This window comes from Nonomuraea sp. NPDC049129 (assembly GCF_040648495.1).
Lineage (GTDB): Bacteria > Actinomycetota > Actinomycetes > Streptosporangiales > Streptosporangiaceae > Nonomuraea.
Map to the genome: position 1 here is coordinate 1 of NZ_JBEZDU010000047.1, position 24,793 is coordinate 24,793.

Genomic DNA, 24,793 nt, shown 5'->3' on the forward strand with positions numbered 1-24,793 from the left:
GAACATCACATGATCGACAAGCGGCAAGCCTCATCCGTCCTGCTGAGGACCGCTGTGGCATAGAACCGTCTCCACGTTTTCGGGGGATTGACACATCCGCCCCATTCCCGTGGGTCACTGTTGCAAGGCCGTCCTCCACGGGCCACGAGGACATGCCATGAGCGATATTCTCCGTGCATGGGACGTGATGAACGTGGTGTGACTCCTCAGAATGAGGACTTCTCGGCCTGGTACAACGAGCTGGTTGCCAAGGCGCAGCTCGTTGACAGGGGACCCGCCAAGGGCACCATGGTCATCCGACCGTACGGCTACCGCCTGTGGGAGCTCATCCAAGAGGAACTTGATCGCCGGATCAAGGACACCGGTCATGAGAATGCTTACTTCCCTCTGCTGATCCCAGAGAGTTACCTTCGGCGAGAGGCCGATCACGTCGAGGGATTCTCCCCTGAGCTCGCCGTTGTCACTCACGCTGGCGGTAAGGAGCTCGAAGAGCCGCTGGTCGTTCGGCCGACCTCAGAGACAATCATCGGCGAGATGATGGCCAAGTGGGTCTCATCCCATCGAGACCTTCCGCTCCTGCTGAATCAGTGGGCCAACGTCGTGCGCTGGGAATTGCGGCCCCGCATGTTCCTGCGCACGACGGAATTCCTCTGGCAAGAGGGTCACACAGCACACGCCGACGAGGCGGACGCCATGCGCGAGACGATGCTGGCACTGGATCTCTACACGGAGGTTGCGCGGGACATCGCGGCGATCCCAGTAGTACCTGGCGAGAAGACACCTGGGGAGCGGTTCGCCGGCGCAGTGCGTACCTTCACCATCGAGGGCATGATGAGGGACGGCAAGGCGCTCCAAGCTGGAACCTCCCACTACATGGGCACGAATTTCGCCAAAGCCTTCGACATCCAGTACACCTCCGAAGCTGGTCGTCTCGAACTGTGTCACACCACTTCATGGGGCATGTCGACGAGGATGATCGGCGGCGTCATCATGACCCACGGCGACGACAAGGGCCTGGTCCTACCACCTAGACTCGCCCCCTATCAAGTTGTAATCGTGCCGATTGGACGTGGCGATCAGGGCGCGCAGACCTCGGCCGCGGCACTGGAGCTTGCAGGGCGACTTAAGGCGGCCGGTATACGTACCCATGTCGATGATCGCGCACAGCTTTCACCTGGCTTCCGGTTCAATGAATGGGAGCTGCGCGGCGCCCCTATCCGGCTGGAACTCGGTCCGCGTGATCTTGAGTCTGGCACTGTAGTGATGGCCAAGAGGCTGGGCGACGAAGGCAAACAAAGCATCTCGCTGTCTTCTGCACCGGAGCTCATTCCTGGCGTACTGGAGGAGTTCCAAGCCTTCCTTCTTCAGCGGGCTACCGAATACCGCGACAGTCACACCATGAGAGTGGACACCTGGGACGCCTTCACGAAGGCGGTGGCATCGGGATGGGCGTTGGTCTTGCACTGCGGCAGACCCGCCTGTGAGGACGACATCAAGGCCAAGGTCGCAGCAACTCCACGCTGCATTCCGCTCGACGGTACTCCGGAGACCGGATGGTGCATGCATTGCGGTGAAGCATCGGCATATGGCAAGCGTGTCATTTTTGGGCGGGCTTACTGATCACGGTTACCACGATGCTCCGTGAGCCGGGGCTGAGGAACGAAGTCCCGGCTCGTCGATCGCCCCAAGCACGTACGGCGTCCAGCCATGCAGTGGCGATCGTAGGGCTGCATCTGTGCGGCGGCGCGGCAACCCCGGCCAGAGCGTCCGGTCAGTACGGCGGGGCGGGCGTGCGGTGCCCGGCCCGGTGTCCCGCCGCTGTCCGGGACCGGCCCCCAGGCCGCACGCCCGGACGGCGGGCGGGCGGAGGGCCGGTGGTACGGCGGCGCGCCGCGCCGCCGCTTGATACCTATGAGATCAATTCGGCAAGTTTTCCAGCGCCAAAGCCCAGGGGTAGCTGTCGATGCGTTTCCCGCCAGAGCTGGGCGGGTGTGGCTCGAACTGAGCTGGGCCGAGTAGGACTCGGACTCCTTCAGACCTGAGCTGGTCAACACTGCGTTGGAAGGGGGCTCGTGAGGCTAGGGCGGTGTTGACGAACGGCAGGATGACTACTGGAATGCCGAGTCCAGGGGCCTCGGAGAGCAGGCCGAGCGCGTAGGTGTCGGCGATGCCTGAGGCGAAGCGCTGCCGTTGCCTGCCGGGCTCTCTGTTAGCAAGGGTGTTAGCAAGATCTCGACTTTGTCCTGACAAACAGATGGCCTCTGAACAAGAAATCCCTGTTCAGAGGCCATCTGATGGAGAGCCGACGAGGGGAATCGAACCCCTGACCTTCTGTTTACAAGACAGATGCTCTGCCGATTGAGCTACGTCGGCGCGGCCTATCAGTGTAGACGGTCAGCGACCCCGATGACGAGCCACCTCGTACAACGCCACCCCAGCCGCCACCCCAGCGTTCAACGACTCCGCCGCCGCCCGCATGGGAATCCGTGCCACAACATCGCACTGCTCCCGCACCAGCCGCGACAGCCCCTTGCCCTCGGAGCCCACCACGACCACCAGCGGCTCGTTCAGCAGGTCGACGTCGCCGATGTCCGCGCTGCCCTCGCCATCGAGTCCGATCACGAACAGGCCGGCGTCCCGATATTCACGCAGCGCCGCCGTGAGGTTGGACGCCCGTGCCACGCGGAGGTTGGCCAGCGTGCCCGCGGAGGTTTTCCAGGCCCCGCCCGTCACTCCGGCCGAACGCCGCGACGGGATCAGCAGCCCGTGCGCTCCGAAAGCGGTCGCCGAACGCGCGATGGCGCCCAGGTTGCGGGGGTCGGTGACGCCGTCGAGGGCCACGACCAAGGGGACTTCTGCGGCATCCTGCGCCAATTCGACCAGCTCAGAAGGGTGCGCATAGTCATAGGCCGGGATCTGAAGCACGATCCCCTGGTGAACGGCGCCTTCGGTGAGCCGGTCAAGCTTCTCGCGGGTCGATTCGAGCAGCGCGATGCCCCGCTCCGTCGCGACCTTGATCGAGTCGCGTACGCGGTCGTCGCTCTCGATGCGCTGCGCGACATATAGCGCGGTGGCCGGCACTCCGGCGACCAGGGCCTCGAGCACCGGGTTTCGGCCGCCGATGTATTCGGGCGCGTCCTCGGAACGCCGCTGCCGGGCCGGAGCGGGCCGCCGTCCGCCGCCTTGCTCTTCGCGGGCGATCCGCTCGGAACGGGCCTTGTCCTTGTACCAGTGACGCATCTCGGCAGGCGGGGTGGAGCCCCTGCCCTCGAGCCCGCGGCGTCCCTGCCCACCGGTGCCCTTGGACGGGCCCTTCTTCTTCGCGGGCCTGCCCGATGCCCTACCGCCAGCTGCCATGGCATTAAGCGTACTCGGGCCACCACCCATCTCACGCCTCACTCAAGATCACACCCTGCTACGAGCGGGCCCTCAGGTCGATAGGCGCAGTTGGTTCACTTGCGAGGCCGATAGGGGGCGGCAATCCCGGCGCACTCCCTCCCAACCGATTCGGTTACTCTATGTACATACACATGTTCATATTGTTTCCCGGAAGGTGAAATATATGGATAGGCGAACGTTCTCCAAGCTGCTCCTCGCGGGAACGGCCGCGGCTTCACTGCCCAACCTCCCGGCCGCCTCGGCCTCGGCGGTCGTACCCGACAACCGGAAGACGCCGGTGAAACAGATCAAGGCCGGTGTCCTGAACATCGGGTACGCGGAGGCCGGTCCCGCCGCCGGTCCCGCGGTCATCCTGCTGCACGGATTCCCGTACGACATCCAGAGCTTTGTCGAGGTGACACCCCTACTGGCAAAGAAGGGCTATCGAGTGATCGTCCCTTACCTCCGGGGCCACGGCACGACCCGCTTCCTCTCAGACCGGACATTCCGGAACGCCCAGCAGTCGGTGATCGCCCTCGACATCATCGCCCTGATGGACGCCCTCAAGATCGAGAAGGCGATCCTGGCCGGGTTCGACTGGGGATCGCGTACGGCCGACATCATCGCCGCCCTCTGGCCCGAGCGCTGCAAGGCCCTGGTCTCCGTGAGCGGCTACCTGATCACCAACCGCGAGGCGCAAAAGGAGCCCCTGCCGCCGCGAGCCGAGCTGGCCTGGTGGTACCAGTACTACTTCGCCACCGAGAGGGGCCGGCTCGGCCTCGAACGGTACCGGCACGATTTCGCCAGGCTCATCTGGGAGAACGTCTCCCCGACCTGGAAGTTCGACAATGCCACGTTCGAGCGCACGGCGGCGTCCTTCACGAACCCGGACTGGGTGCCCATCGTGATCCACAACTACCGCTGGCGGCTGAGCCTGGCCGCGGGCGACCCGAGGTACGACGGCATCGAGAAGCGACTGGCCGCGGCTCCCGCCATCTCCCTGCCCACGATCACCCTCGACGGCGAACGCGACCCCTTCACCCCGGCAGGCGGCGGCTCCGCCTACCGCAAGCACTTCACCGGCAAGTACGTACACCGGACCCTGCGGGGAGTCGGCCACAACGTGCCGCAGGAGGCCCCGCAGCCGTTCGCCGAAGCCGTCGTCGAAGTGGACAGGCTCTGAATCTGATATGAGCTACGACGCCCCCTGCCCACCCATCCGAGCCTCCGGCTGAGGGAATCGGAACAACCCGTGCAACCTCCCCAAAGCCTCAAGGTCCCCAAAAGCCCTCGCAGCTCCGCTCTTGATCGCATCGCCAAGCGTCCCCTGCCCCGCCCCCATGTCCACCAGAACATCGTCATCCATCTCAATAACGACATCCGGCCGCTGAGCGGGCCCATGCACCGTTTCGATCGTCCCGTCGTCGACCCGAGCGTGAAAGACCTCATCGGAAACCCGGAACTCGTACACCGCCCGCAACCCCACCGCCGCCTCCGGCTCGAAGCCGACCCGCAGCGCCAGCACCGCCCACCCGGCCTGGAACGCCTCCCCTTCCTTGCGCTCCCCCATCGCCCACTTCATGCCCCACCGCGCCAGAGCCAGCACCGCAGGCCCCAGCTCCTCGCCGGCTTCGGTCAGGGCATAAGCAGGGGTACGCGCCGGCGCAGGCAGCACGATCTTGCGTACCAGCCCCTCACGCTCGAGATGCTTCATCCGAGCCGCCAGCAGCCCGGTGCCCAGCCCGCGAAGGCTGTGCTGCAGATCTCCGAACCGCTTCGGCCCGGTCAGCAACTCGCGCACGAGCAGCAGCGTCCACCGCTCGCCCACGATGTCCAAGGTCCGGGCAGTGGCACAGAACTGGTTGTACGATCGCTGATCCACTTCAACATTCTAAGCTTCGGGCTTCCTGATTCTGAACTTCCTAGTCAGAGGCGGTCTCGGCCAGGTCGCCGGTCATCTCGGAGGGCAGACCAAGTACGGGAGAAAGGGACAGTCGAGCCGCGACGACCTGGCCCTGCCCAAGGCCCGTCAGCAGTTCGCCCACGACCGCACCTACCTCCCGACGCTCAACCGCGATCTGACCGCCCGGGCCCGTCAAGGCCCGGGGACGGCTGAACGCGGAGCTATCGCAGGGGATCGCCTCGGCCGCGCGACGGCAGACAGGATGCACCGGTTCCCGCCTGCGTCGTCGCCTGAGTTATGCAGCGCATCCGCACGCTGACCACCGCCATCTGGCACAACGACCAGACCGGACAGCCCGTCCTGCGCTCACTGACCGCCTACGACCACCAACCCTTGGGATCGGTCATCTAGTTGGGCGGCGCCAGGGTGCGCAGGACGCAGAACTCGTTGCCCTCGGGGTCGGCCATGACCACCCAGCTTCGGTCCGGGCCTTGGCCCACATCTCTCTTGATGGCGCCGAGGCCGAGCAGTCTGGTCACCTCGTCATCGGTGCTGCCGTCGATCGGGCTGACGTCGAGGTGAAGCCGGTTCTTCACGGTCTTGCCCTCGGGCACCTGGATGAACACCAGGGTGGGCGACATCTGGCGGGCCCGGACCTCCTCGACGGTCGGCTCCCAGGAGCCGATCTCGACCTTGCCCTCGTGCCGGTCGATCACTTTGAAGTCCAGGACCTCGCACCAGAAGGCCGCGAGTCTCTCCGCATCGTGGCAGTCCACAGCCAACTCGGTGAATCTACTTGTCATGTCTCTCCCAGATGTTTCACGGCGTTCCGAACCATGCGGAAAGTGCCTCACGCAGCGGGGGCGTGGCGCTGTCGGCGGGTTCGTCGAGGGTAGCGGCCCAGGCGATGTGGGCGTCCGGCCTGATCAGCAGCGCGTCGGCCGTTCGATCGTCGGTCTTGGCGGTGTGGATGTCGACGCGTTGCCGCCAGTCCTGGGCGGTTTCACGGAGTTCTGGGCGGTCGGCGAGGTCGAGCAGGGCGGGCCGGGCGGGGTGCAGGAGGTCGGCGACGTCGGTCGTGCCCTGGTCGGTGTGCAGGGTGAGGTTGGGGGCGAAGGTGCCGGCCAGCGGGTGAGGGCTCGTACCGGGCATCGGGTAGCGGCCAGCTTCCAGGCCAGGTTGACCGCGTCGAGCATGCCGGCGTTGAGTGCCACCCCGGTGGCCGGGAACAGGTGCGCCGCGTCACCGGCCAGCAGGATCCGCCCGTGGCGGTAGCGTTCGGCGATGGCCATATCCGCCCGATTCCTTCCCGAGCACTACGTCGACCCTGAATTGCCGAATGCCGCAATTGCTGCGAGGCTCAAAGTGGGCTCGGCGTGAGCGCCTATCGTGTAAAGCCGGGAAGGATTACACTGCTGCGTTGAATCCCTTACATAGGCCCCTGACCTGCGAATTTGATTGTCCTAATAGCTCTGGACAATGTTCGGATGACTTTACAGGGCAGATCGCTTGCCGGAGCCGGGCAGTGGCGGTCAGAGTGGTGCCGTTCCCAGTTCCGGGGTTCGTTATCGGCGCCATTGACGGGCGTGCGGATATTCCGCTGAATCGCTGTACGCGGTTGATCGGAGACTCCCGAGTCGGAAAGTGCAGAGGATTTCTTTGAAAGGAGATCCGATGATCGGACGAAAAGGGATTACAGGAGCGGCTCTCGTCGTCGGGCTGACGGCCGGGCTTATGGCGGGGTCGTCAGCGTCGGCGCAGGCGGGGCAGGGCGTCACCGCTGTCTCGGACAGCTCGGGCGTCCTGGCAGCACCGGGCTGGTCGGCCAAGTCGTACCTGGGGATCAGTTACCACGACCGTTGCAAGGGCTGGCAACGGATAAAGACCCCGTACAGGAGCGGCGCTTACATCACGACCAGCAGGCAGGTCCACTGCGAGAAGGGCGAGTGGGGCCGCCGGGCCGTGGTCAAGACGAGCCTCCAGCAGTATCGCGGCCTCGGTTTCTGGCGGACGAAGGCCACCTCGGAGGTGAAGAAGGGAAGGGAGGCGTTCACCGTGACGACGACACCTTCGTGGAAGTGCTCCGGCGGTAGCCAGCTCTACCGGAACCAGACCAAGGTGCATCTCTACTCCCTCCTGCGTGGCAGCGAAGTGGCCACCCTGTACAAGCGGTCGCAGGAGCGTCGGATCCGGTGTTGATCCCGGGCTGGGACGGGGACGTAGCTCGGCCGGACTTCGGCCCTTGGCGCTCGCGAGAGCGCCAAGGGCGTCTTCTTCCGAAGGAGTGAGCGGCGGATGGGATCGCCTGAGAGAAGGCATGTCCCGGCGTGGCGTGTGATCGTCGGCGGGATCGTGCCGGCCGCCGTGGCTTTCGTGCTGTGGGCGACGGTCTCGGTGGCGGAGGAGAAACCGTACGAGGACGTCAAAAGGCAGTACATCGCCGCCGTAGACGCGGTGTGTGAGGAAGCCTCCCGACAGTCGGATCTCCGCGAGGAGCCACCCGCGAACCTGCGCGAGGAGGTGGACGAACTGCGCCGCGCGTCGGAGTCGATGACCAGCACCATCGCCGCGATAGAAGCGATCGCGCCGCCCGGTGGTGACGTCCCGCGGGTGCGGGAGAGGTTTTACGTGCCCGCCAGGGCACTGGTCGCGAGCCTGCGCGAACTCAGCGGAAGCGCGGAGACGGCGATGCGCACAGGCAGGGAGGGCGAGGCGAAGAAGGCGGTGGAACAGTCCTTGGAACCGGACGAGAACGAGAAGGCGCTGCGATCCTTCGCGGCGGAGTACGGCTTCCGGGCATGCGCGGGCGAATGACCACGCCCCCGAGTAGACCGCAGAATTCCGGACTTATTTGGACAATTCAGGTAATCTCATTTGCTCTCAGGTGTCACAGGCCATGCCGGAGTCGTCGGCACGGCCGGATGACGGCGCCGGACAGGGCAGGTGAAGATGCCGGAATTACCAGGGTCATCAGGCTCGCAGGGGGACGAGCCTGGCCCGCTGCGGACGGGCATGGGATCGCGGCCTGGGCGAAAGCCGGTCCGGCTGGACCCGGCCGCGAGCCCGGTGGCGGCCCTCGCGTATCGACTGTCGGAGCTCAAGGCGGAGGCGGGCGACCCGTCCTACGCGGAGATGTCGACCCGCATGGGCGCGGCGGCCTCGAAGTCCTCGCTGGCCGCCGCCGCCCGGGGGCAGGTACTCCCGACCTGGGAGACGACGTGGGAGTTCGTCCGGGTCCTCGCCGTCGACCGGCTGAAGCAGGACGCCGCGGAGGCCAGGCGCGAGTGGCGATCCCACTGGGAGCAGGCCGCGAGCGCCGCACGTAGCGAGACCATCGAGGACCGTACGGGTCACGACCAGACCTACGCTGGGCAGGCGGAGCACCTCGAACGCCGAGCCCGGCCTCTCCTTGCCAGAAGGCTGGCCATGATCGCGGCGGTCGCGACCGCCGGTGCCGCCCTCTTCATCTGGCTCGCCCCACTCTCCGGAAAGAACAAGCCCACCACGTCGGCCACCCCCGCTCAGGCTGCCTCCTCCTACGACGATTCCGCCTTCGAGCAGGACGTCACCCATCCGGACGGCACGGTGGTGAAGACGGGGACGGAGTTCACGAAGATCTGGCGGATCAGGAACACCGGCACCATCCCATGGCGGGGACGCTTTCTCACCCGGCTGAACGACACCCCGTGCCGCGCCCCCAAACGGGTCGAGATCCGCGTGGTCCAGCCGGGCGAGCCCGTCGACATCGCGGTACGCGTCCGCGCATCGGACTCCCCCGGCAGATGCAAGATCTACTGGAAGATGACCGACGAGACCGGGACTCAGCTGCTGTCCGCCAAGAAGCCGATCTTCCTGGACGTGGTCGTCGGCTGATCCCCTCTCGAAGCAGGTCTTGGCCGGGTCGAGGGACCGGCCTGTCACATCCGCCTCGGCACACCCACCGCGCGGGTTGGGGGTGGCTCGAACGCCCGCGGCTTTGCCCGGTAACTCCAGGTGATGACGGTGCTCAAGAGCGGGCGACGCGGTTGAGTACGTCGTGGATCAGGGCGACCACTCACACTACGAAATCACCCGCACGAGCCCTTAGAAGTACGGCAGTGACAGCACCCGGATCGGTGAGCGGCACATCATGTGGCCCGTCCAGCGCGACGGTTCGATAGCCGACCGCCTCGGCGAACCTGTCGAAGGCGAAGGTCTGCGGCCGGCAGTAGGCCCCTGTCCCAGGGATCCGATCGACGGCCCCGGTCAGGCGCGTGCCTTCGGTGAAGGTACGCAGCGGCTGCGGACGCAACCGCTCCTGAAGCCACGCGGCGTCGGCCGGATCGGTGATGCCGAAGAGCGCCGGCGCGGGAGCGGGCACCTGCCAGCCATCGGCCGAAGCCTGAACGAACTTCACGAACCCTTCGGGAGCAAGGCTGAGCAGGCTGTCCCCGTTCGTCCCGGCCCAGCCCTCCACCATGATCACATGGTCAACGCGTTCGGGACGGAGGTCGGCTGCCTGCCGTACCACCAAGCCCCCGTAACTGTGCCCAACCAGCACAACACCGCCGCCAGAGCGGACATCGATCTCTCGACGGCTCTCGGCCTCGACCCCAGCCTCAGTCCCGGTCTCGGCTCTAGCCCTAGCCCTAGCCCCGGCCCTGGCTCCAGCCTCGGTCTCGACCCCGGCTCCGGCGCCCTTGATCTCGGCGCCTTTGGTGTCGGCGCCGATCTCGGCTCCGGCAGCGTCGATTGCGGCGACGACCTGTGCCACATGATCATGCAGACCCACGTCACGGCCGTACACGAGGTCAGGAACGACGGTGCGCGCTCCCGCGCGTTCGAGCAAGGGAACGACGCGATCCCACGCCCAGGGACCATGCCAAGCACCGGAAACCAGAACAAAGGTGGTCATGGACGGATCTCCGCGCGAAGCCGCGGCAGCACCCGGTCGGCGAACTCCTCCAACGCCGCGCGATGGTCATCGACGGCGAACCGGATCACCACGTGCCGCACCCCGGCTGAGGCGTACGCGCTCAACCAATCGACCGCATCGGCAGCGGATCCGGCGAACGTGGCCTGAATGGACTCGATGAACTCGAGCGGCGCGTTGTAGTAGCGCTCAATACTGGTCCGCAGACGGCCTCGCGCCCGCTCAGGGTCATCATCGAGACAGACCGTCGCGTACAGCGCAGGCGTGATCACGCGCACTCCCTCACCCGCAGCAGGCCCCACCAGGGAGTCCGCCTCACCCACGGCAGACTCCGCCAGAGGTTCCACCTCACCCACGGCAGGCTCCACCACAGATGCCGCCTCGCCGTACGCAGGACCGCCCAGGCGTGCCACCTCACCAGACCCACGACCGCCCAGATGTGCCACCTCCTGGACCACGCCCCATTCATGGGCGTACGTCTCACTTGTCGGTGGATACGGCAACCACCCATCGGCCAGTCGTCCCACGCGCCGCAGCGCTGCCGCGCCGCTTCCCGCCAGCCAGATCGGCGGCCCCCCTACCTGCGCGGGCTTGGGTTCCAGCACCACATCTTGGAAGTCGAAATGCGCGCCCTGGTACGACACCGCCCCGCCGCCGGCCCACAGGCGCCGCATCACGTCGATCGACTCTTCGGTACGGCTGACCCGGCGCTTGAACGCGATGCCGAGCGCGTCGAACTGTGCCTCGGTGTTCGGATGCGGGAATCCGGCGCCCATCCCGGCAATGAGGCGCCCGTCGGCGATCCGGTCCAGCGTGGCCAGTTGGTGTGCCAGCAGGATCGGATGACGCAAGGCGGGCAGGAGCACGGCCGTGCCGAGCGTCACCCGTTCCGTCGTGGCGGCCACCGCGGACAGGAGCATCAGCGGATCCGCGCGGTGCCGGGTCACCGGGCTGTCGCCGGCCCAGACGGAGTCGAAGCCGAGGCTCTCAGCCAGTCGCGCCTGCTCGACCAGCGCGGACGGCTCCCGATCTCCCAGAACGACCCAGTCACGTGTCGGCAGCAGATAGCCGACCTGAGGGCTCGTCATAGTTCCTCCAGCGAAGTGATCACGATCGGATCTTAAAGCATTGACTTCCTGTTTTTGAAGTCTACGATTCACTTTCAAGAAGACGATGGTAAGGACTCCGACATGACGAAACCGCTCTATACCGCGCAGGCACAGGTGACCGGTGGCCGGGTACACGGGCACGGCCGCTCCAGCGACGGGATGCTGGATGTGAACCTGCGCCAGCCGAAAGAACTGGGTGGCGATGGTGATGGGACGAACCCGGAGCAGCTGTTCGCGGTCGGCTATGCCGCCTGCTTCTCCGCTGTCCTGACGATGCTCGGGCAACGGCAGGGGTTGGAGGCTGGGGACGCGGCGGTGGACTCCAAGGTCATGCTGATCCCGAACGCCAACGGCACGTTCAAGCTCGGGGTCGAGTTGGACGTCACGCTGCCCTCGATCGAGGACCCGGCGCAGGCCGCCGGTCTGGTGCGCACCGCGCACCAGGTGTGCCCGTACTCCAACGCCACACGCGGCAACATCGACGTCGCCCTGTCAGTGAATGGCTCCACACTCTGAGGTGAACACGCAGCCACGAGTCCAACGTGCCAGCTCAACGCCAGGCTCGCCGAGCAACGACCTCTGAGCTGCCCTGGGTTGGGTGGAGGCTCTGGTGTGCCCTGGCTTAGGTGGAGGTGGATTCTGGGTTCTTGTGCCACTTGATGAGTGGAAAGTGGCATGGGACGACGGGGCTACCCGCCGGAGTTCCGGCGCAAGGTGCTGGATTACTCGAAGCGGGCCGCACGGTTACCGAGTTGGCCCGCGACTTGGACATCAGCACCCAGACGATCTACACCTGGCGGGGGCCCATTGCCTGACACGGTCTCGCTTGACGCACGGCTCGATCTTGTGGCGGCTATCGATGTACCGTGTCGTCGACGCCGGGACGGGGTGAGCGGGATGCATGCGGAAGAACGTATCGAGCGGGCCAGGGTGGCATACGAACGCGCTGTCTACGCCGGCGAGACCGCTGGGCTGGCAGGAGCGGAGCGGGAGCTGGACAAGGTCGAGGCTGATCTTGCCTTGGCTCGGGGCCGGATCCTGCACGCGCGGTTTCTCGAAGACCGGCAGGAGGTCACGCATGAGTTGGCCTTGTTCGAGCGTGCGACGCAGCTGTATCGAATGCTCGGCGATCTACCCGGCCTGGCCGAGTCGCTGTTCTGGGTGGGCTGTTTTCATCAGGTCGTACGGGGTGACACCCGTACGGCCATCCCGCTGTTCGAGCAGTCGTACGAATTGGCGACGCAGGCCGGAGATCGGTTCACCCAGTCCGAGGTGCTTCGGCATCTTGGGATCGCGGAGCATTCTGCCGGTCGGTTGGAGGCCGCGCGGGAGCGGCTGGAGGAATCGATACGGCTGCGCCGTGAGATAGGGCTGTTGGCTGGAGTCGCGGCCAATCAGGTCGGGCTGATCTACATCGCTGCCGCGGAAAACCGCACTAGCGACGCGCTGGCGCTGGCGGACGAGGCGTACGCCACCGCGGCGGACTGCGGCGCCGAACGCATCATGCGCCAGGTCGAGGAAGCGCGCACGCAGATCACGGTGCCAGCCGCCGATCAGGGCTAGACCCACGACCAGAGTGAATCCTGAGCCGCTCAACCTTCGATGACACGAGCTCGCGGATCACCGCGGGCGGTGGTCACCGCAGCCTGTGGGTGACCACAGGCCGTGAGCGGTGACCACAGGCCGTGAGCGGTCACCGCAGCCTGTGGGTGCGGTGACCGCCGACCGGTTACCGGAGCCAGTGGGTCGGCCACGGCGGGATCCTAGTGGGACAGCTCCCAGCGAGCCCCGTGCGGCGTGTCCTCCACCGTGATCCCCGCCGCCGTCAGCTGGTCCCTGATCGCGTCAGCCGCCTCATAGTCCCTACGCGCCCGAGCAGCCTTACGCTGCTCCAGCGCCACGGCCACCAGCGCGTCGACCACCGGCTTGAGGTCGGACTTCGCCGAGCGCCACTGCGCCGAGCGCGGGTCGAGGCCCAGCACGTCGAGCATGTTCTGGGTCTCGGCCAGCAGGCGTGCCACCGCTTCCTTGTCGCCCCTGGCCAGCGCCACGTTGCCCTCGCGGACCACCTCGTGCACGACGGCGAGGGCCTGCGGGGTGCCCAGGTCGTCGTCGAGCGCGTCGCTGAACGCCTGCGGCAGTGGAGCGTCGGCGTCGACGTCGTGGATCACTTCGGCGGCCCGGGTCACGAAGCCCTCGATGCGCTGGTAGGCGGCCGCGGCCTCCCGCAGCGCCTCCTCCGAGTAGTCGATCGACGAGCGGTAGTGCGGTGCGGCGAGGTAGTAGCGCAGCTCCACCGGGCGCACCTTCTGCACCATCTCCGGGATCAGCAGCGAGTTGCCGAGCGACTTGCTCATCTTCTCGGCGCCGATCTTGACCAGGCCGTTGTGCATCCAGTAGTGGGAGAAGTCGTCTCCGGCCGCCTGGGACTGGGCGAGCTCGTTTTCGTGGTGCGGGAAGATCAGGTCGAGCCCGCCACCGTGGATGTCGAACACCGGCCCGAGGTATTTGGTGGCCATCGCCGAGCACTCCAGGTGCCAGCCGGGACGGCCGAGGCCCCACGGGGTCGGCCAGGTCGGCTCGCCGGGCTTGGCGCCCTTCCAGAGGGCGAAGTCGCGCGGGTCGCGCTTGCACGACTCGTCGTCGGTGTCGGCCGCCGCACGCATGTTGGCCAGCTTCTGGTTGGACAGCGTGCCGTAGCGGTCCTCGTAGGAGACGACGTCGAAGTAGACGTCGCCGCCCGACGCGTAGGCGTGGCCGCGGTCGATGAGCCGCTGCATCAGGACGATCATCTCGGGCACGTGACCGGTCGCGCGGGGCTCGACGGTCGGGGGCAGGCAGCCGAGAGTGTCGTACGCCCAAGTGAAGGCGCGCTGGTTGCGCTCGGCGACCGTGAACCAGGGGACGTCCTCTTCGGCGGCCACCCGGATGATCTTGTCGTCGATGTCCGTGACGTTGCGGCAGAACGTCACGTCATATCCGGAACGCATGAGCCAGCGGCGCAGCACGTCGAAGTTGACGCCCGAGCGGATGTGCCCGACGTGCGGGGGAGCCTGCACGGTCGCCCCACACAGGTAGATCGACGCCCGGCCGGCTTCGACCGGAACGAATTCGCGGATGGCGCGTGCGCTGGTGTCGTAGATGTGCAGGCTCACGAAAGAAAGGCTAACGCCTAAGCCGACATCACAGGTCCTTTAATCACGCACGCATGATGACCTTCTCTGGGCTTATGCGGACAATTAGCCGCTCGACTCCTGGCTTGTCCTCCCAGGGCTTACCGGTGTACTTCAGCGAGAGCTCCTGGATGAGGTCGCCCGCGGGGTCCTCCTCCATGGTCACGCGACCACGGACCTCGGCGTAGCGGTAGGGGTTCGCCGGGTCGATGACGAGCAGGCTGGCCCGGGGGTCGCGCTCGAAGTTGCGCGGCTTGCGCCGCCCCTTGGCGGTGGAGAAGAGGACGTCGTCGCCGTCCGTACGCACCCACACGACTGTCGACTGAGGTCCGCCGTCGGGATTGATGCTGGTCACCGTCGCGTAATTGGGCCCGTCGAACAGCTCGCGCACGTCCCCTGAGAGCTCGGTCATGTATCTCCCTTGATCGGTCCTGCCCCCCATTCTTCTGTAGGCTCGAACCGCCATGGACGTGACTCCCCCTTCTACGCTCCGACGCCTGGGCATCGCCCTCGCCGGTCTCGCGGTGGCCGGCCTGACGGCAGTCGCCTGCGTGCTCTCCTTCGACGACCTGCGGGCGCTGGCCATCCGCGGCGAATCCCGACCCGACCTCGCCTTCCTCTATCCGGCCGGCTTCGACGCGCTCCTGGTCGTCGCGCTGATCGGCGTCCTCCTGCTGCGCTCGACCCGCCTGCTGGTACGCGCCCAGGCGGCGGTCGTGCTGGTCCTGCTCATCGTGGCCGCCGCCGCGTCGAACGCCGCGACGGCGCTCCAGGTCCAGCTCGACGTACGGCCTCTCGCGGTGGGGGTGGCGGTCGCGCCGTGGATCATGCTGGCGATCGCCCTCTGGCTGTGGTTGCTGCTCATCAAGCACGTCCAGGCCCGCAGGACGTCCACAGACGACGATGACGACGGTACGGCGGAGCAGGACATCGTGCCCTTCCACCGAAACCGCCCCGCCGAGGACCCGCCGCCGCTGACCAAGCCGCTGCACCACCCCGTGCTGGAGACCACCCCGGTCATCGGTCCCACGCCCGCCCCGGAAACCCCGCCCATCTCCGCCCGCGTGACCCACTGGCCCGCCGCCCCCGCACAGGATGCGGACGCCGAACCGACAAATCTGCCGCTACGCAGCCCGGAACCGACCGCCGAGTGGCCCAACCAGCCGGAGAAGGCCCAAGAGCCGAAACCCAGGCTCGAGTGGGCCCACCACCGGTCAGAGCGCGACCCGGAGTCAGAGTCGGAGGCGGGCCTCCGTATCCGCTCGGACGGACGGACGGAGCCAGGCGGACGTGGTGAACCAGGCGGACACGCCGAGCTAGATGTACGCGATGAGCCCGGCGGGCGCACCGAGCGAGGTGCCAGCGCTGAGCCGGGCGTCCACACTGAGCCCGACGTACAACCCGAGCCCGACGGACGCCCCGAGCCCGGCGGACACCCCGAGCCCGGCGGGCGCACTGAGTCCGGCGGACGTACCGAGTCCAGCGGACGTACCGCGCCGGGCGATCGGACCGAGCCGCAAGTCGCCGACACGCCCGAGCGGACGGCGAAGCTCCGCCGTGGCCTGCGCAAGCGTGCTCAGGAACCCGCCGACGAAGAGCCCCAAGACACGGCACCGGCCCTGCCTGTCCCGGAACCCGAGCCAATCCCGGCTCCTGAGCCGGCTCCCAAGCCCGTGCCGACCTCTGAGCCCGTGTCAGCCTCCGAGCCCGTGTCAGCCTCTGAGCCGAGCGCCGAGCCACAGCCGACCCCGGAGGCGGGCAACGAGCAGAAGCGTCCGGTGCGCTGGGGCGATCGGGTCAAGCCGACCGACGTCCTCGTCCACCCCCGCACCCCCGTCGTCACCGACCGGGACACCGACACCCAACCGGTCCGGGTCTTCAGCGACATCCCAGCCGCACCTCCCCGCGCCAGACCTGCCAAAGCCGCTGAAACCGCCGAAGCCGCCGATGCCGCCGAACAGGCCGAAACCAGGGCCGGAGCCGCCGAACAGGCCGAAGCGGGGCACAACCCCGACCCCGACCACGGCCCGGAAGTCGCCGACCCCGCCGAGTCCGCCACCGCCCGTACCCGCTCACTCCAGGACCGCGCCCTTGAGGACACCGCCCCTCACCCGGTCGTAGAAGACGACGCCCCCTCGGGCCGGCTCCGCAGCACCCCCCTCCCACCCGAGGACTGAGCGGGCCCAGCAGAAGTCCCGCCCAGCGCAGCAGAAGACCCGCCCGGTGTAAGTACCGGGCGGGTCTTCGCGTACCGTTCCGCGCCGAAGGGGGTTCGGCACAGTCGCGGAACTGCCTAAGCCATCGTCTAAACGCTCCTACCACTGCCCCGCCGCAGCCCTGCCACGAGCCCGACACCCACAATGGCCAGAACGACCTGCATGACGAGTTCGATCCAGTCGATGCCATTGGTGGTGGCGACGCCGAGCACCTGCGCGATGAGCGTGCCCACAAGGGCGGCGACGATACCGACGACGATGGTGAGGATCCACCCGATGGCCTGCCTGCCGGGAAGCAGCAGACGACCGAGGGCGCCGATCACGGCGCCGATCACGATGGCGCCAAGGATGGACTGGATTGTCATGACCAAACCTCCCAGTGAGGGTGAGCCGTTCACTCTCGAGGGAGATCAGTACCCGGCCACGCGCGAATATGCGTAGGTGCTGGGAAACGCCAGGTCAGATCGGCGTTCCTCCGGTTCGGCCGGTTTTTCCGGCGCTCACCCTGGCTACGATGAGGACCCCGATGACGGCCAGGGCGAGTTGGATGATGTGCTCCAGCCAGTCGATGCCCCGGGTGTCGGCCCAGCCGAACGCCTGAGCGATGAGCGTGCCGAGCAGAGCCGCCACGATGCCGACGATCAGCGTCAGGCCGATGGACATGTTCTGCTTACCGGGCACTATCAACCGGGCCAGTGCCCCGACAATGGCGCCGATGACGACTGCGGAAACAATCGCGCCGATCATGTGTAGCTCCCCCCGAAGACGTTCCACATGTCTTCAGAAGGACTTACCCGACATATCGGGAAAGTACCCTCGGGAAGGCGGCGATCCGTACCGCGCCAGTAACGGACCGCCGCCCCCGTTCGCTCGGCGGGCCGGAGGCAGCGCCCGCCGGGATACCCTCAACGGATCCCGTAAGAAGACGCCGCAGTGCCAGTAAAGGTTGACGAACCGCCTTGAACGACGAACAGAACTAAGAGACAACGAGTGCCGTCGCGATGGCCGCGACCCCTTCGCCCCGCCCGGTCAGCCCCAGCCCGTCCGTAGTGGTCGCGCTGAGGCTCACAGGCGCCCCCAGAGCGGCGCTGAGCGCCTTCTCGGCCTCCGTACGGCGCGGCGCGAGCTTGGGCCGGTTACCGATGATCTGGACCGCGACATTGCCGATCTCGAAGCCCGCGGAACGTACCTGGCGCGCGGTCTCCTCCAGCAGCGTGACACCCGAGGCGCCCGCCCAGCGCGGGTCGGCGGTGCCGAACAGGCCACCGAGATCGCCGAGCCCGGCGGCGGACAGCAGCGCGTCGCAAGCCGCGTGCGCGGCGGCATCGCCGTCGGAGTGGCCCGCGAGCCCGACCTCGCCCGGCCAGTGCAGGCCGGCGAGATGCAGGTCTCGCCCTGAAACGAACGGGTGGACGTCGACCCCGACGCCCACCCGTGGAAGCTTCGTGTTCAGGAGTTGAGAACCTCGTCGAGCAAGGCCTCCGCCTTGTCCTCATTGGTCTTCTCGGCGAGGGCCAGCTCACTCACCAAGATCTGACGGGCCTTGGCGAGCATGCGCTTCTCACCGGCGGACAGGCCGCGCTCGCGGTCCCTCCGCCACAGGTCCCGGACCACCTCGGCGACCTTGTTGACATCGCCGGACGCGAGCTTCTCCAGATTGGCCTTATAGCGCCGGGACCAGTTGGTCGGTTCCTCGGTGTGCGGCATCCGAAGAACATCGAAAACCCGCTCTAGGCCTTCCTGGCCGACAACATCGCGCACGCCGACGAGTTCTGCGTTTTCTGCTGGCACCTGGACGGTAAGGTCGCCCTTGTCGACCTTGAGCACCAGGTAGGTCTTTTCCTCACCCTTGATGGATCGCTTCGTGATTGCTTCGATCCGAGCAGCCCCATGGTGGGGGTAGACGACAGTGTCGCCGACCTGGAAAGTCATGTGACAAGTACCCCTTCCGCTGTACTCCAGAGTACCACGCATCCACAGGCTCCCGGAACAGTGAAATCATCATAACTGCAGGTCAAAGCGGCATATTGGGGGTTGACAAGGCGTCAACTCTATGAATCGCATATGCGCGCATAGCTAATGACCTGCAGGGGTGCGGATATGACCATGGATTCGGGTGGATATGGTGGGCGCTGCCCGACATGCATGCGCAAGACCCTAGGAGAACCCGCTCGTGACCCGCCGTCGCTGGATTGTCGCCGCTGCCGCGTTCCTGGCCGCCCCCGTGCTCGCCGGCTGTTCGGCTGGATTCGACGCAGACACCAACAAGCCGTACGCCCCCAATGAGGCCGGAGTCCTCTTCGATCAGGCCAAGAACTACGGCACGCATGGCATCCACATCCCCCAGGCGTTCATCCTCGGCCCCGACTCCGGCGCACAACTCGTCTACGGCGGCTCCGCCCCGGTCTACCTGAACATCCTCAACACCAACGGCGCCCCTGACACGCTCACGGCGGTCAACGCCGGCACCATGGCCACCGCGAAGGTGACCACGCCGATCCAGCTGCCGAGCAACCAGCTCGTCAACACCGGCAAGCCGAGCCCGCAGATCATGCTGGAGGGCATCTCCAAGGGCCTCAGGGGCGGCGAGAGCATCCGGCTGGACCTCCAGTTCGCCAACGCCGGGATCGTGTCCATGAACGTCCCTGTGGTCACGCGCAGCCGCGAGTTCAAGGACTACCCGCCGGCGCCCAACGCGACCGCCGCGCCGACGCCTACGCCCTCGGCCACCGCCGCGGCCGAAGGGGAGCACTGACCCCAAGAGAAAGCCCCGGTCCGGCACAAGAGGTACGTGCCGAACCGGGGCTTAACTCTGTCAGCTCTCCAGCGCGTCGAACTTGTAGCCCAGCCCGCGCACGGTCAGAATGCAGCGCGGGTTGGACGGGTCTGATTCGATCTTGGCGCGCAGCCGCTTCACGTGAACGTCGAGCGTCTTGGTGTCTCCCACGTAGTCGGCGCCCCACACCCGGTCGATGAGCTGCCCCCGGGTGAGCACCCGCCCGGCGTTGCGCAGCAGCACCTCCAGGAGCTCGAACTCCTTCAGCGGCAGCTGCACCTGGTCACCGCGTACGGCCACCACGTGCCTGTCGACGTCCATGCGCACGGGACCCACCGCCAGCACCGCGGACTCCAGCTCCTCCACCGCGTCGCCTTGGCGGCGCAGCACGGCGCGGATGCGGGCGACGAGCTCGCGCGAGGAGAACGGCTTGGTGACGTAGTCGTCGGCGCCCAGCTCCAGGCCCACGACCTTGTCGATCTCGCTGTCCTTGGCGGTCAGCATGATGACCGGCACCTTGGAGCGCTGCCGCAGCGAGCGGCATACCTCGGTGCCCGGCAGTCCGGGCAGCATCAGGTCGAGCAGCACCAGGTCGGCGCCGCTCCGGTCGAACGTGTCGAGCGCCTCCGGCCCGGTCGCCGCGACGGAGACCTCGAAGCCTTCTTTGCGGAGCATGTACGACAAGGCGTCGGAGAATGACTCTTCATCCTCGACCACGAGAACTCGGGTCATTTTGCGGCCTCCAGGGTGTTCGGGGGTGGTACGACCACCGCGGTGCCGCCGAATGCGGGCAGCCGCAGCGTGAATGTGGAGCCGGAGCCTTCCTTGCTCCAGACGGAGACCTCGCCGGCGTGCGCCGCGGCGACGTGCTTGACGATCGCGAGGCCGAGGCCGGTGCCGCCGGTCGCCCGGGACCTGGCCGCGTCGACGCGGAAGAAGCGTTCGAAGATGCGCTCCAGCGACTCTTCTGGAATGCCGATGCCCTGGTCGCTGACGCTGATCTCGACGGAGTCGCCGGCCGGTCTGACGCTGACGACGACCCGGGTGTGTTCGGGGCTGTAGGCGACGGCGTTGTCGATGAGGTTGCGCAGGGCGGTGACGAGCAGTTCGTCGTCCCCCCAGATGCGCAGGCCCTCCGTGCCGCCGGTGACGAGCGTGATGTCCTTGGCGATGGCTCTGGTGTTGCAGTGGTCTATGGCGTCGTGGATGGATTCGTCGATCGAGACCTGGCCGGGGGTGGGGATGGGCTCGGCGCCCTGGATCCGGCTCAACGTGATCAGGTCCTGCACGAGGTAGTTGAGCCGGGCGGCCTCGTGCTGCATGCGCCCGGCGAACCTGGTGACGGCCTCGGGATCGTCCGCGGCGTCCTGGATGGTCTCGGCGAGCAGGCTCAGCGCGCCGACGGGGGTCTTGAGCTCGTGGCTGACGTTCGCCACGAAGTCGCGGCGGACGGCCTCGACCCTGCGCCGCTCGGTCTGGTCCTCGGCGAGCACCAGCACCTGGCCGTGCGAGCCGAGCGGGGCCACCCGGACCGCGAAGTTCGTGATCTCCTGGCCGAACTTGTGCCCCGCGACGTCGATCTCGCTCTCGCGGATCTCGCCGTCCCGGCGTACCTGCCTGGCCAGGGCGAGAAGCTCGGCGGCCATCAGCCGATCGCCCTTGACCAGCCCGAACGCGCGGGCGGCCGAGCTGGCCCGCAGCACGCGGTCGTGCGCGTCGAGCACGACGGCGGACGAGGGAAGCACGGCCAGCACCGAGGCGACACCCTGCGGCAAGGCGCCGGTCTCCTGGTCGCCGGCCGTCGCGGCCCTGTGCGAGGACTCGATCTGGTTGCGGTAGAACAGGACCGCCAGCGCTCCCACGACGAACCCCGCCAGGGCCGTCAAGCTCATGGCCATCTCACTCATGCTTTCGATGGTAGGTGGCCTTCTTCAAGTGACAGCCCTTCCACCTGGGGATGAACGGCTCTTTCCGGGAAAGTTCATCTCGCGGTAGGAGTTCGTTCATCAAGAGCGACGTACGGTGACGGCATGCGCGACGCGTACCATGAAGAACTCGATTCCCTGACTGACAAGCTGGTCGAGATGACCAGACTGGTCCGCTCGGCCATTTCCAGTGCCACCACGGCCCTGCTCGACTCCGACCTCCAGCTCGCGGAGAGCGTGATCTCCAGAGACGCGGAGGTGAACGCGACGTTCGAGCAGCTCGAGGCGTCCATCTTCGAGCTGATGGCCAGGCAGCAGCCGGTGGCCGTGGACCTTCGGATGGTCATCACGGCCCTGCGGATGGGCACGGACCTGGAGCGCATGGGCGACCTGGCGGTGCACGTGGCCAAGGTCGCGCGGCTGCGCCACCCCGAGACGGCCATCCCGGCGGAGGTACGGCCCACGATCGTGCAGATGGGCCAGATCGCCGAGACCCTGGTCACGAAGGCGGGCGGCTGCATCGCCTCGCACGACGTGGAGTCGGCGCTGGAGCTGGAGGCCGACGACGACGCCATGGACAAGCTGCACCGGCGGCTGTTCAGGAACATCCTGGCCAAGGACTGGCCGCACGGCGTGGAGCCGGCGATCGACATCACGCTGATCGGCCGCTACTACGAGCGCTACGCCGACCACGCGGTCAATGTGGCCGGTGACGTCGTCTACCTGGTGACGGGCTCCCGCCCGACACCGAGCTGACCTGAGCCGATGACGGCGGGGCGCACGGTGCGCCCCGCCGTCGGCGTTCAGCGGCCCTGGTTGGCGACCGCCTCGATCGCCGCCTTCGCGGCCTCCGGGTCGAGGTATTCGCCGCCGCGCTGGAGCGGCTTGAACTCGGCGTCCAGCTCGTAGCGCAGCGGAATGCCCGTGGGGATGTTGAGCCCGGCGATCTCCTCGTCGGGGATGCCGTCGAGGTGCTTGACCAGCGCCCGCAGCGAGTTGCCGTGCGCCGCCACCAGCACGGTGCGCCCGGCCGCGAGATCCGGGACGATCTCGTCGTACCAGTAGGGCAGCATGCGGTCGACGACGTCCTTGAGGCACTCGGTGCGCGGCATGAGCTCGGGCGGCAGCAGGGCGTAGCGCGGGTCGCCCGCCTGGGAGTATTCGTCGCCGTCGGCGATCGGGGGCGGCGGGACGTCGAAGGAGCGCCGCCAGAGCATGAACTGCTCGTCGCCGAACTCCTCACGGGTCTGCGCCTTGTTCTTGCCCTGGAGGGCGCCGTAATGGCGCTCGTTGAGCCGCCACGAGCGCTTGACGGGCAGCCAGAGCAGGTCGGCCTCGCCGAGGGAGAGCTGGGCCGTCTGGATGGCCCTGGTGAGCAGGCTGGTGTGCACCACATCGGGGCGGACCCCGGCCTCCACCAGGAGCCTGCCGCCCCGGCGGGCCTCGTCCTCGCCCTTGGCCGAGAGGCTCACGTCCACCCATCCGGTGAACAGGCCTTTCGCGTTCCAGTCACTCTCGCCGTGCCGTAGCAGCACCAAAGTCGCCATGCGGGCAATCCTATGGCGGGCGTCAGCCGCCGGTCCGCGCCGGACCCGGGAAGCCCTCGGTCCGCGCCGGACCGGTCAGGTGTCGGTCCGCGCCGGATCAGCGAAGCGGGCGAACGCCTGGAGGTTGGCCAGCGACTCACCCCGTTTGGCGCGCCAGGCCCACTCACGCCTGATCGACGAGGCGAAGCCGAGCTCCAGAGCCCGGTCGAACCAGTCGTCCGAATAGGTCAGCACGCAGCCGAGCAGCCGGTCGATCTCCTCTTCCGTGATCGCCGTGAGCGGCACCCGGCCGACGAGGTAGACGTCGCCGACGCTGTCGACGGAGAAGTGGACGCCGTACATGCCGCCGTTCTTGGCGAGCAGCCATTTGTAGAACTCGGTGTGGTTCTCGTCGGGCTGGCGGCAGAAGAACGCCTCGACGTGCAGCGCCTGATCGCCGATGATCAACCACGTCATCGTGGCGAGTTTGTGCTGCCCGGGCAGCTTCACCAGGAACGCCCCCGGCCGCGGCTCGTCAAAGGAGACGTCTGCGGCCTTGAGCGCGGTTTCTACGACTTCGCGCATGTCGTACAGCCTACGGAACAGGCAGCCTATGAGATGACGGCGACCGGGAGCCGGTGCAGGTCGGCGACGGCGTCCGCGTAGACCTCCATCAGCCGCGACGACGTGGCCTGCCAGCCGAACGCCGCCGCGTGCTCACGGGCGCCGATCGACAGGCCGTCGCGCCAGGCCGGCGCGGTGACGAAGCGGCGCAGCGCGCGTGCCCACTCGTGCGAGTCGTGGCCGTCCACGAGCACACCCGACACGCCATCCTGTACGGCCGTACGCAGCCCGCCCACGGCGGCCGCGGCGACGGGGGTGCCGCACGCCTGTGACTCCAGGGCGACCAGGCCGAACGACTCGCTGTAGGACGGCACTACGGTCACGTCGGCCGCGCGGTACCAGTCGGCCAGCTCGTGCTGCGGCGCGGGCGGCACGAGCCGGACGACGTCGGAGATGCCCAGCTCGGCGGCGAGCTCGGCGAGGAGGGACGGCCTGGCCAGGCCGTTGCCCGACGGGCCGCCCACGCACGCGACGACCAGGCGGTCACGCAGCGAAGGGTCGTCGATGAGCATCCGCGAGGCGGCGCGCAGCAGCACGTCGGGCGCCTTCAGCGGCTGGATCCGGCCCACGAACAGCAGGACGTGGGCGTTCTGCGGCAGCCCGAGACGGCGCCGGGAGGCCCCCTGTGAAGCGGGCTGGAAGACCGTGAGGTTGACACCCGGGTTCACCACCGCGACGCGTTCCTCCTGCGCCCCGTACAGCTCCATGAGCTCGTTCGCCTCGTCGGCGGTGTTGGCCACGAGCCGGTCGGCGATCTCCACGACCTGCTGCTCACCCACCACGCGGGCCTGCGGCTCGGGCTGGTCGTTCTGGGCCAGCAGCAGGTTCTTCACCTTGGCCATGGTGTGCATGGTGTGCACCAGGGGCACGCCCCAGCGCTCCTTGGCCAGCCAGCCGACCTGGCCGGACAGCCAGTAGTGCGAGTGGATCACGTCATAGCGGCCGGGGTCGTACATCGCCTCGGTCCGCAGCACGCCGGACAGGAACGCGCAGAGCTGGCCGGGCAGGTCGGCCCTGGTCAGCTCCTCGTACGGTCCGGCGGTCAGGTGGCGGACCATGACACCGGGGGCGAGGTCGGCTACCGGTGGCAGGTCACGTCCAGTGGCCCGGGTGAAGATCTCCACCTCGACGCCGGACTCGGCCAGCCGCTTCGCCGATTCGACGATGTACACGTTCATCCCGCCGGCGTCGCCCGTGCCGGGCTGTTCCAGGGGAGACGTGTGCATGCTGATGGTCGCGACCCGGTTGACC

The 24,793-nt window shown here is 67.3% G+C and carries 29 protein-coding genes, 1 tRNA gene and 1 pseudogene; 11 read left to right on the forward strand and 20 right to left on the reverse strand.

Features of this window, described 5'->3' with window-relative positions; all coding sequences use genetic code 11:
- Positions 1-177 precede the first annotated feature (177 nt).
- Positions 178-1,620 carry a proline--tRNA ligase gene (proS, locus tag AB0B64_RS58510; RefSeq protein WP_358205300.1) on the forward strand — a complete coding sequence of 481 codons (1,443 nt, stop codon included), beginning with the start codon at positions 178-180 and terminating at the stop codon, positions 1,618-1,620.
- Positions 1,621-2,300: 680 nt separating this feature from the next.
- Here the strand turns inward: proS and AB0B64_RS58515 are convergent.
- Positions 2,301-2,373, reverse strand: a tRNA-Thr gene (locus tag AB0B64_RS58515).
- 21 nt (positions 2,374-2,394) lie between these two features.
- The gene (gene rlmB / locus AB0B64_RS58520; RefSeq protein WP_357958024.1) at positions 2,395-3,357 is read right to left on the reverse strand and encodes a 23S rRNA (guanosine(2251)-2'-O)-methyltransferase RlmB; all 963 of its coding nucleotides are present in this window, start codon (positions 3,355-3,357) and stop codon (positions 2,395-2,397) included.
- A gap of 205 nt (positions 3,358-3,562) precedes the next feature.
- Between rlmB and AB0B64_RS58525 the strand changes: the two genes are divergently transcribed.
- Positions 3,563-4,561, forward strand: coding sequence for an alpha/beta hydrolase (locus AB0B64_RS58525; RefSeq protein ID WP_358205306.1), 999 nt, complete (start codon positions 3,563-3,565; stop codon positions 4,559-4,561).
- A 12-nt stretch (positions 4,562-4,573) separates the two neighbouring features.
- On the opposite strand, the gene AB0B64_RS58530 is transcribed toward AB0B64_RS58525, so the two are convergent.
- The 5 genes and pseudogenes from AB0B64_RS58530 to AB0B64_RS58550 all read right to left on the reverse strand — a co-directional run.
- Positions 4,574-5,260: a winged helix-turn-helix transcriptional regulator gene (locus AB0B64_RS58530; RefSeq protein WP_357958027.1), complete on the reverse strand. Its 687-nt coding sequence runs from the start codon at positions 5,258-5,260 to the stop codon at positions 4,574-4,576.
- A gap of 40 nt (positions 5,261-5,300) precedes the next feature.
- Positions 5,301-5,423, reverse strand: a complete 123-nt coding sequence (locus AB0B64_RS58535) for a hypothetical protein (RefSeq protein WP_357958029.1) — start codon at positions 5,421-5,423, stop codon at positions 5,301-5,303.
- 265 nt (positions 5,424-5,688) lie between these two features.
- Positions 5,689-6,084: a VOC family protein gene (locus AB0B64_RS58540; protein WP_357958031.1), complete on the reverse strand. Its 396-nt coding sequence runs from the start codon at positions 6,082-6,084 to the stop codon at positions 5,689-5,691.
- A gap of 16 nt (positions 6,085-6,100) precedes the next feature.
- Positions 6,101-6,433 (reverse strand): hypothetical protein, encoded by a 333-nt coding sequence (locus AB0B64_RS58545; RefSeq protein WP_357958032.1) that lies wholly within the window; start codon positions 6,431-6,433, stop codon positions 6,101-6,103.
- Positions 6,434-6,498: 65 nt separating this feature from the next.
- Positions 6,499-6,573, reverse strand: a pseudogene (locus tag AB0B64_RS58550) (FAD-dependent monooxygenase); the annotation flags it as partial.
- 382 nt (positions 6,574-6,955) lie between these two features.
- Here AB0B64_RS58550 and AB0B64_RS58555 point away from each other — a divergent pair.
- The 3 genes from AB0B64_RS58555 (at position 6,956) to AB0B64_RS58565 (ending at position 9,154) form a co-directional block, all read left to right on the forward strand.
- Positions 6,956-7,480: a hypothetical protein gene (locus AB0B64_RS58555; protein WP_358205321.1), complete on the forward strand. Its 525-nt coding sequence runs from the start codon at positions 6,956-6,958 to the stop codon at positions 7,478-7,480.
- A 96-nt stretch (positions 7,481-7,576) separates the two neighbouring features.
- Positions 7,577-8,095 carry a hypothetical protein gene (locus AB0B64_RS58560; RefSeq protein WP_358205324.1) on the forward strand — a complete coding sequence of 173 codons (519 nt, stop codon included), beginning with the start codon at positions 7,577-7,579 and terminating at the stop codon, positions 8,093-8,095.
- A 198-nt stretch (positions 8,096-8,293) separates the two neighbouring features.
- On the forward strand, positions 8,294-9,154 hold the full coding sequence (locus AB0B64_RS58565) for an NBR1-Ig-like domain-containing protein (protein WP_358205329.1): 861 nt from the start codon (positions 8,294-8,296) through the stop codon (positions 9,152-9,154).
- Positions 9,155-9,335: 181 nt separating this feature from the next.
- Here AB0B64_RS58565 and AB0B64_RS58570 read toward each other — a convergent pair whose 3' ends face one another.
- A complete protein-coding gene (locus tag AB0B64_RS58570; RefSeq protein WP_358205335.1) occupies positions 9,336-10,175 on the reverse strand; it encodes an alpha/beta fold hydrolase in 840 nt (279 codons plus the stop codon).
- Entirely contained in the window at positions 10,172-11,353 is a 1,182-nt protein-coding gene (locus tag AB0B64_RS58575) for a TIGR03619 family F420-dependent LLM class oxidoreductase (protein ID WP_358205461.1), read from the reverse strand. Before AB0B64_RS58575 ends, AB0B64_RS58570 begins: the two co-directional genes overlap by 4 nt.
- Positions 11,354-11,383: 30 nt before the next feature.
- Between AB0B64_RS58575 and AB0B64_RS58580 the strand changes: the two genes are divergently transcribed.
- From AB0B64_RS58580 to AB0B64_RS58590, 3 genes are all read left to right on the forward strand, one after another.
- Entirely contained in the window at positions 11,384-11,818 is a 435-nt protein-coding gene (locus tag AB0B64_RS58580) for an organic hydroperoxide resistance protein (RefSeq protein WP_357958042.1), read from the forward strand.
- Between the two features lie 143 nt (positions 11,819-11,961).
- Positions 11,962-12,117, forward strand: coding sequence for a transposase (locus AB0B64_RS58585; RefSeq protein WP_358205344.1), 156 nt, complete (start codon positions 11,962-11,964; stop codon positions 12,115-12,117).
- A gap of 82 nt (positions 12,118-12,199) precedes the next feature.
- Complete coding sequence (locus AB0B64_RS58590; RefSeq protein WP_357958045.1) at positions 12,200-12,865, forward strand: tetratricopeptide repeat protein; 666 nt, start codon at positions 12,200-12,202, stop codon at positions 12,863-12,865.
- Between the two features lie 200 nt (positions 12,866-13,065).
- Here the strand turns inward: AB0B64_RS58590 and cysS are convergent, their stop codons facing one another.
- The gene (cysS, locus tag AB0B64_RS58595) at positions 13,066-14,457 is read right to left on the reverse strand and encodes a cysteine--tRNA ligase (protein ID WP_357958047.1); all 1,392 of its coding nucleotides are present in this window, start codon (positions 14,455-14,457) and stop codon (positions 13,066-13,068) included.
- A gap of 43 nt (positions 14,458-14,500) precedes the next feature.
- Entirely contained in the window at positions 14,501-14,887 is a 387-nt protein-coding gene (locus AB0B64_RS58600; RefSeq protein WP_357958049.1) for a PPOX class F420-dependent oxidoreductase, read from the reverse strand.
- A gap of 52 nt (positions 14,888-14,939) precedes the next feature.
- Between AB0B64_RS58600 and AB0B64_RS58605 the strand changes: the two genes are divergently transcribed.
- Entirely contained in the window at positions 14,940-16,652 is a 1,713-nt protein-coding gene (locus tag AB0B64_RS58605) for a DUF2637 domain-containing protein (RefSeq protein WP_358205354.1), read from the forward strand.
- Between the two features lie 128 nt (positions 16,653-16,780).
- Here the strand turns inward: AB0B64_RS58605 and AB0B64_RS58610 are convergent, their stop codons facing one another.
- From AB0B64_RS58610 to AB0B64_RS58625, 4 genes are all read right to left on the reverse strand, one after another.
- Positions 16,781-17,056, reverse strand: coding sequence for a GlsB/YeaQ/YmgE family stress response membrane protein (locus AB0B64_RS58610; RefSeq protein ID WP_225294225.1), 276 nt, complete (start codon positions 17,054-17,056; stop codon positions 16,781-16,783).
- A gap of 94 nt (positions 17,057-17,150) precedes the next feature.
- On the reverse strand, positions 17,151-17,438 hold the full coding sequence (locus tag AB0B64_RS58615) for a GlsB/YeaQ/YmgE family stress response membrane protein (RefSeq protein WP_357958053.1): 288 nt from the start codon (positions 17,436-17,438) through the stop codon (positions 17,151-17,153).
- Positions 17,439-17,667: 229 nt separating this feature from the next.
- Positions 17,668-18,123, reverse strand: coding sequence for a 2-C-methyl-D-erythritol 2,4-cyclodiphosphate synthase (gene ispF / locus AB0B64_RS58620; RefSeq protein WP_357958055.1), 456 nt, complete (start codon positions 18,121-18,123; stop codon positions 17,668-17,670).
- 17 nt (positions 18,124-18,140) lie between these two features.
- Positions 18,141-18,623, reverse strand: a complete 483-nt coding sequence (locus tag AB0B64_RS58625; protein ID WP_043624891.1) for a CarD family transcriptional regulator — start codon at positions 18,621-18,623, stop codon at positions 18,141-18,143.
- Positions 18,624-18,864: 241 nt separating this feature from the next.
- On the opposite strand from AB0B64_RS58625, the gene AB0B64_RS58630 reads away from it, so the two are divergent.
- A complete protein-coding gene (locus AB0B64_RS58630; protein ID WP_357958057.1) occupies positions 18,865-19,446 on the forward strand; it encodes a copper chaperone PCu(A)C in 582 nt (193 codons plus the stop codon).
- A 60-nt stretch (positions 19,447-19,506) separates the two neighbouring features.
- Here AB0B64_RS58630 and AB0B64_RS58635 read toward each other — a convergent pair whose 3' ends face one another.
- Both AB0B64_RS58635 and AB0B64_RS58640 read right to left on the reverse strand, forming a co-directional pair.
- Complete coding sequence (locus AB0B64_RS58635; RefSeq protein ID WP_225294233.1) at positions 19,507-20,199, reverse strand: response regulator transcription factor; 693 nt, start codon at positions 20,197-20,199, stop codon at positions 19,507-19,509.
- Positions 20,196-21,374 (reverse strand): ATP-binding protein, encoded by a 1,179-nt coding sequence (locus AB0B64_RS58640; RefSeq protein ID WP_357958059.1) that lies wholly within the window; start codon positions 21,372-21,374, stop codon positions 20,196-20,198. The genes AB0B64_RS58635 and AB0B64_RS58640 overlap by 4 nt, the downstream gene beginning before the upstream one ends.
- A gap of 123 nt (positions 21,375-21,497) precedes the next feature.
- Here AB0B64_RS58640 and phoU point away from each other — a divergent pair, with 123 nt between their 5' ends.
- On the forward strand, positions 21,498-22,148 hold the full coding sequence (gene phoU / locus AB0B64_RS58645) for a phosphate signaling complex protein PhoU (RefSeq protein ID WP_357958061.1): 651 nt from the start codon (positions 21,498-21,500) through the stop codon (positions 22,146-22,148).
- Positions 22,149-22,195: 47 nt separating this feature from the next.
- Here the strand turns inward: phoU and AB0B64_RS58650 are convergent, their stop codons facing one another.
- The 3 genes from AB0B64_RS58650 to mshA all read right to left on the reverse strand — a co-directional run bounded on the left by AB0B64_RS58650 (position 22,196) and on the right by mshA (position 24,768).
- Complete coding sequence (locus tag AB0B64_RS58650; RefSeq protein ID WP_357958063.1) at positions 22,196-22,939, reverse strand: phosphoglyceromutase; 744 nt, start codon at positions 22,937-22,939, stop codon at positions 22,196-22,198.
- Positions 22,940-23,014: 75 nt separating this feature from the next.
- A complete protein-coding gene (locus AB0B64_RS58655) occupies positions 23,015-23,503 on the reverse strand; it encodes a YbjN domain-containing protein (protein WP_357958065.1) in 489 nt (162 codons plus the stop codon).
- Positions 23,504-23,529: 26 nt separating this feature from the next.
- Positions 23,530-24,768 carry a D-inositol-3-phosphate glycosyltransferase gene (gene mshA / locus AB0B64_RS58660; RefSeq protein ID WP_357958294.1) on the reverse strand — a complete coding sequence of 413 codons (1,239 nt, stop codon included), beginning with the start codon at positions 24,766-24,768 and terminating at the stop codon, positions 23,530-23,532.
- Positions 24,769-24,793 lie beyond the last annotated feature (25 nt).

Excerpts from the sequence above, each read along its gene's own strand:
- proS (WP_358205300.1), top strand. The coding sequence starts at position 178 with ATGGGACGTGATGAACGTGGTGTGACTCCTCAGAATGAGGACTTCTCG.
- rlmB (WP_357958024.1), bottom strand. The coding sequence starts at position 3,357 with ATGGCAGCTGGCGGTAGGGCATCGGGCAGGCCCGCGAAGAAGAAGGGC.
- AB0B64_RS58525 (WP_358205306.1), top strand. The coding sequence starts at position 3,563 with ATGGATAGGCGAACGTTCTCCAAGCTGCTCCTCGCGGGAACGGCCGCG.
- AB0B64_RS58540 (WP_357958031.1), bottom strand. The coding sequence starts at position 6,084 with ATGACAAGTAGATTCACCGAGTTGGCTGTGGACTGCCACGATGCGGAG.
- AB0B64_RS58545 (WP_357958032.1), bottom strand. The coding sequence starts at position 6,433 with ATGCCCGGTACGAGCCCTCACCCGCTGGCCGGCACCTTCGCCCCCAAC.
- AB0B64_RS58555 (WP_358205321.1), top strand. The coding sequence starts at position 6,956 with ATGATCGGACGAAAAGGGATTACAGGAGCGGCTCTCGTCGTCGGGCTG.
- AB0B64_RS58560 (WP_358205324.1), top strand. The coding sequence starts at position 7,577 with ATGGGATCGCCTGAGAGAAGGCATGTCCCGGCGTGGCGTGTGATCGTC.
- AB0B64_RS58565 (WP_358205329.1), top strand. The coding sequence starts at position 8,294 with ATGGGATCGCGGCCTGGGCGAAAGCCGGTCCGGCTGGACCCGGCCGCG.
- AB0B64_RS58570 (WP_358205335.1), bottom strand. The coding sequence starts at position 10,175 with ATGACCACCTTTGTTCTGGTTTCCGGTGCTTGGCATGGTCCCTGGGCG.
- AB0B64_RS58580 (WP_357958042.1), top strand. The coding sequence starts at position 11,384 with ATGACGAAACCGCTCTATACCGCGCAGGCACAGGTGACCGGTGGCCGG.
- AB0B64_RS58585 (WP_358205344.1), top strand. The coding sequence starts at position 11,962 with ATGAGTGGAAAGTGGCATGGGACGACGGGGCTACCCGCCGGAGTTCCG.
- AB0B64_RS58590 (WP_357958045.1), top strand. The coding sequence starts at position 12,200 with ATGCATGCGGAAGAACGTATCGAGCGGGCCAGGGTGGCATACGAACGC.
- AB0B64_RS58600 (WP_357958049.1), bottom strand. The coding sequence starts at position 14,887 with ATGACCGAGCTCTCAGGGGACGTGCGCGAGCTGTTCGACGGGCCCAAT.
- AB0B64_RS58605 (WP_358205354.1), top strand. The coding sequence starts at position 14,940 with ATGGACGTGACTCCCCCTTCTACGCTCCGACGCCTGGGCATCGCCCTC.
- AB0B64_RS58610 (WP_225294225.1), bottom strand. The coding sequence starts at position 17,056 with ATGACAATCCAGTCCATCCTTGGCGCCATCGTGATCGGCGCCGTGATC.
- AB0B64_RS58615 (WP_357958053.1), bottom strand. The coding sequence starts at position 17,438 with ATGATCGGCGCGATTGTTTCCGCAGTCGTCATCGGCGCCATTGTCGGG.
- AB0B64_RS58625 (WP_043624891.1), bottom strand. The coding sequence starts at position 18,623 with ATGACTTTCCAGGTCGGCGACACTGTCGTCTACCCCCACCATGGGGCT.
- AB0B64_RS58635 (WP_225294233.1), bottom strand. The coding sequence starts at position 20,199 with ATGACCCGAGTTCTCGTGGTCGAGGATGAAGAGTCATTCTCCGACGCC.
- AB0B64_RS58640 (WP_357958059.1), bottom strand. The coding sequence starts at position 21,374 with ATGAGTGAGATGGCCATGAGCTTGACGGCCCTGGCGGGGTTCGTCGTG.
- phoU (WP_357958061.1), top strand. The coding sequence starts at position 21,498 with ATGCGCGACGCGTACCATGAAGAACTCGATTCCCTGACTGACAAGCTG.
- AB0B64_RS58650 (WP_357958063.1), bottom strand. The coding sequence starts at position 22,939 with ATGGCGACTTTGGTGCTGCTACGGCACGGCGAGAGTGACTGGAACGCG.
- AB0B64_RS58655 (WP_357958065.1), bottom strand. The coding sequence starts at position 23,503 with ATGCGCGAAGTCGTAGAAACCGCGCTCAAGGCCGCAGACGTCTCCTTT.
- mshA (WP_357958294.1), bottom strand. The coding sequence starts at position 24,768 with ATGCACACGTCTCCCCTGGAACAGCCCGGCACGGGCGACGCCGGCGGG.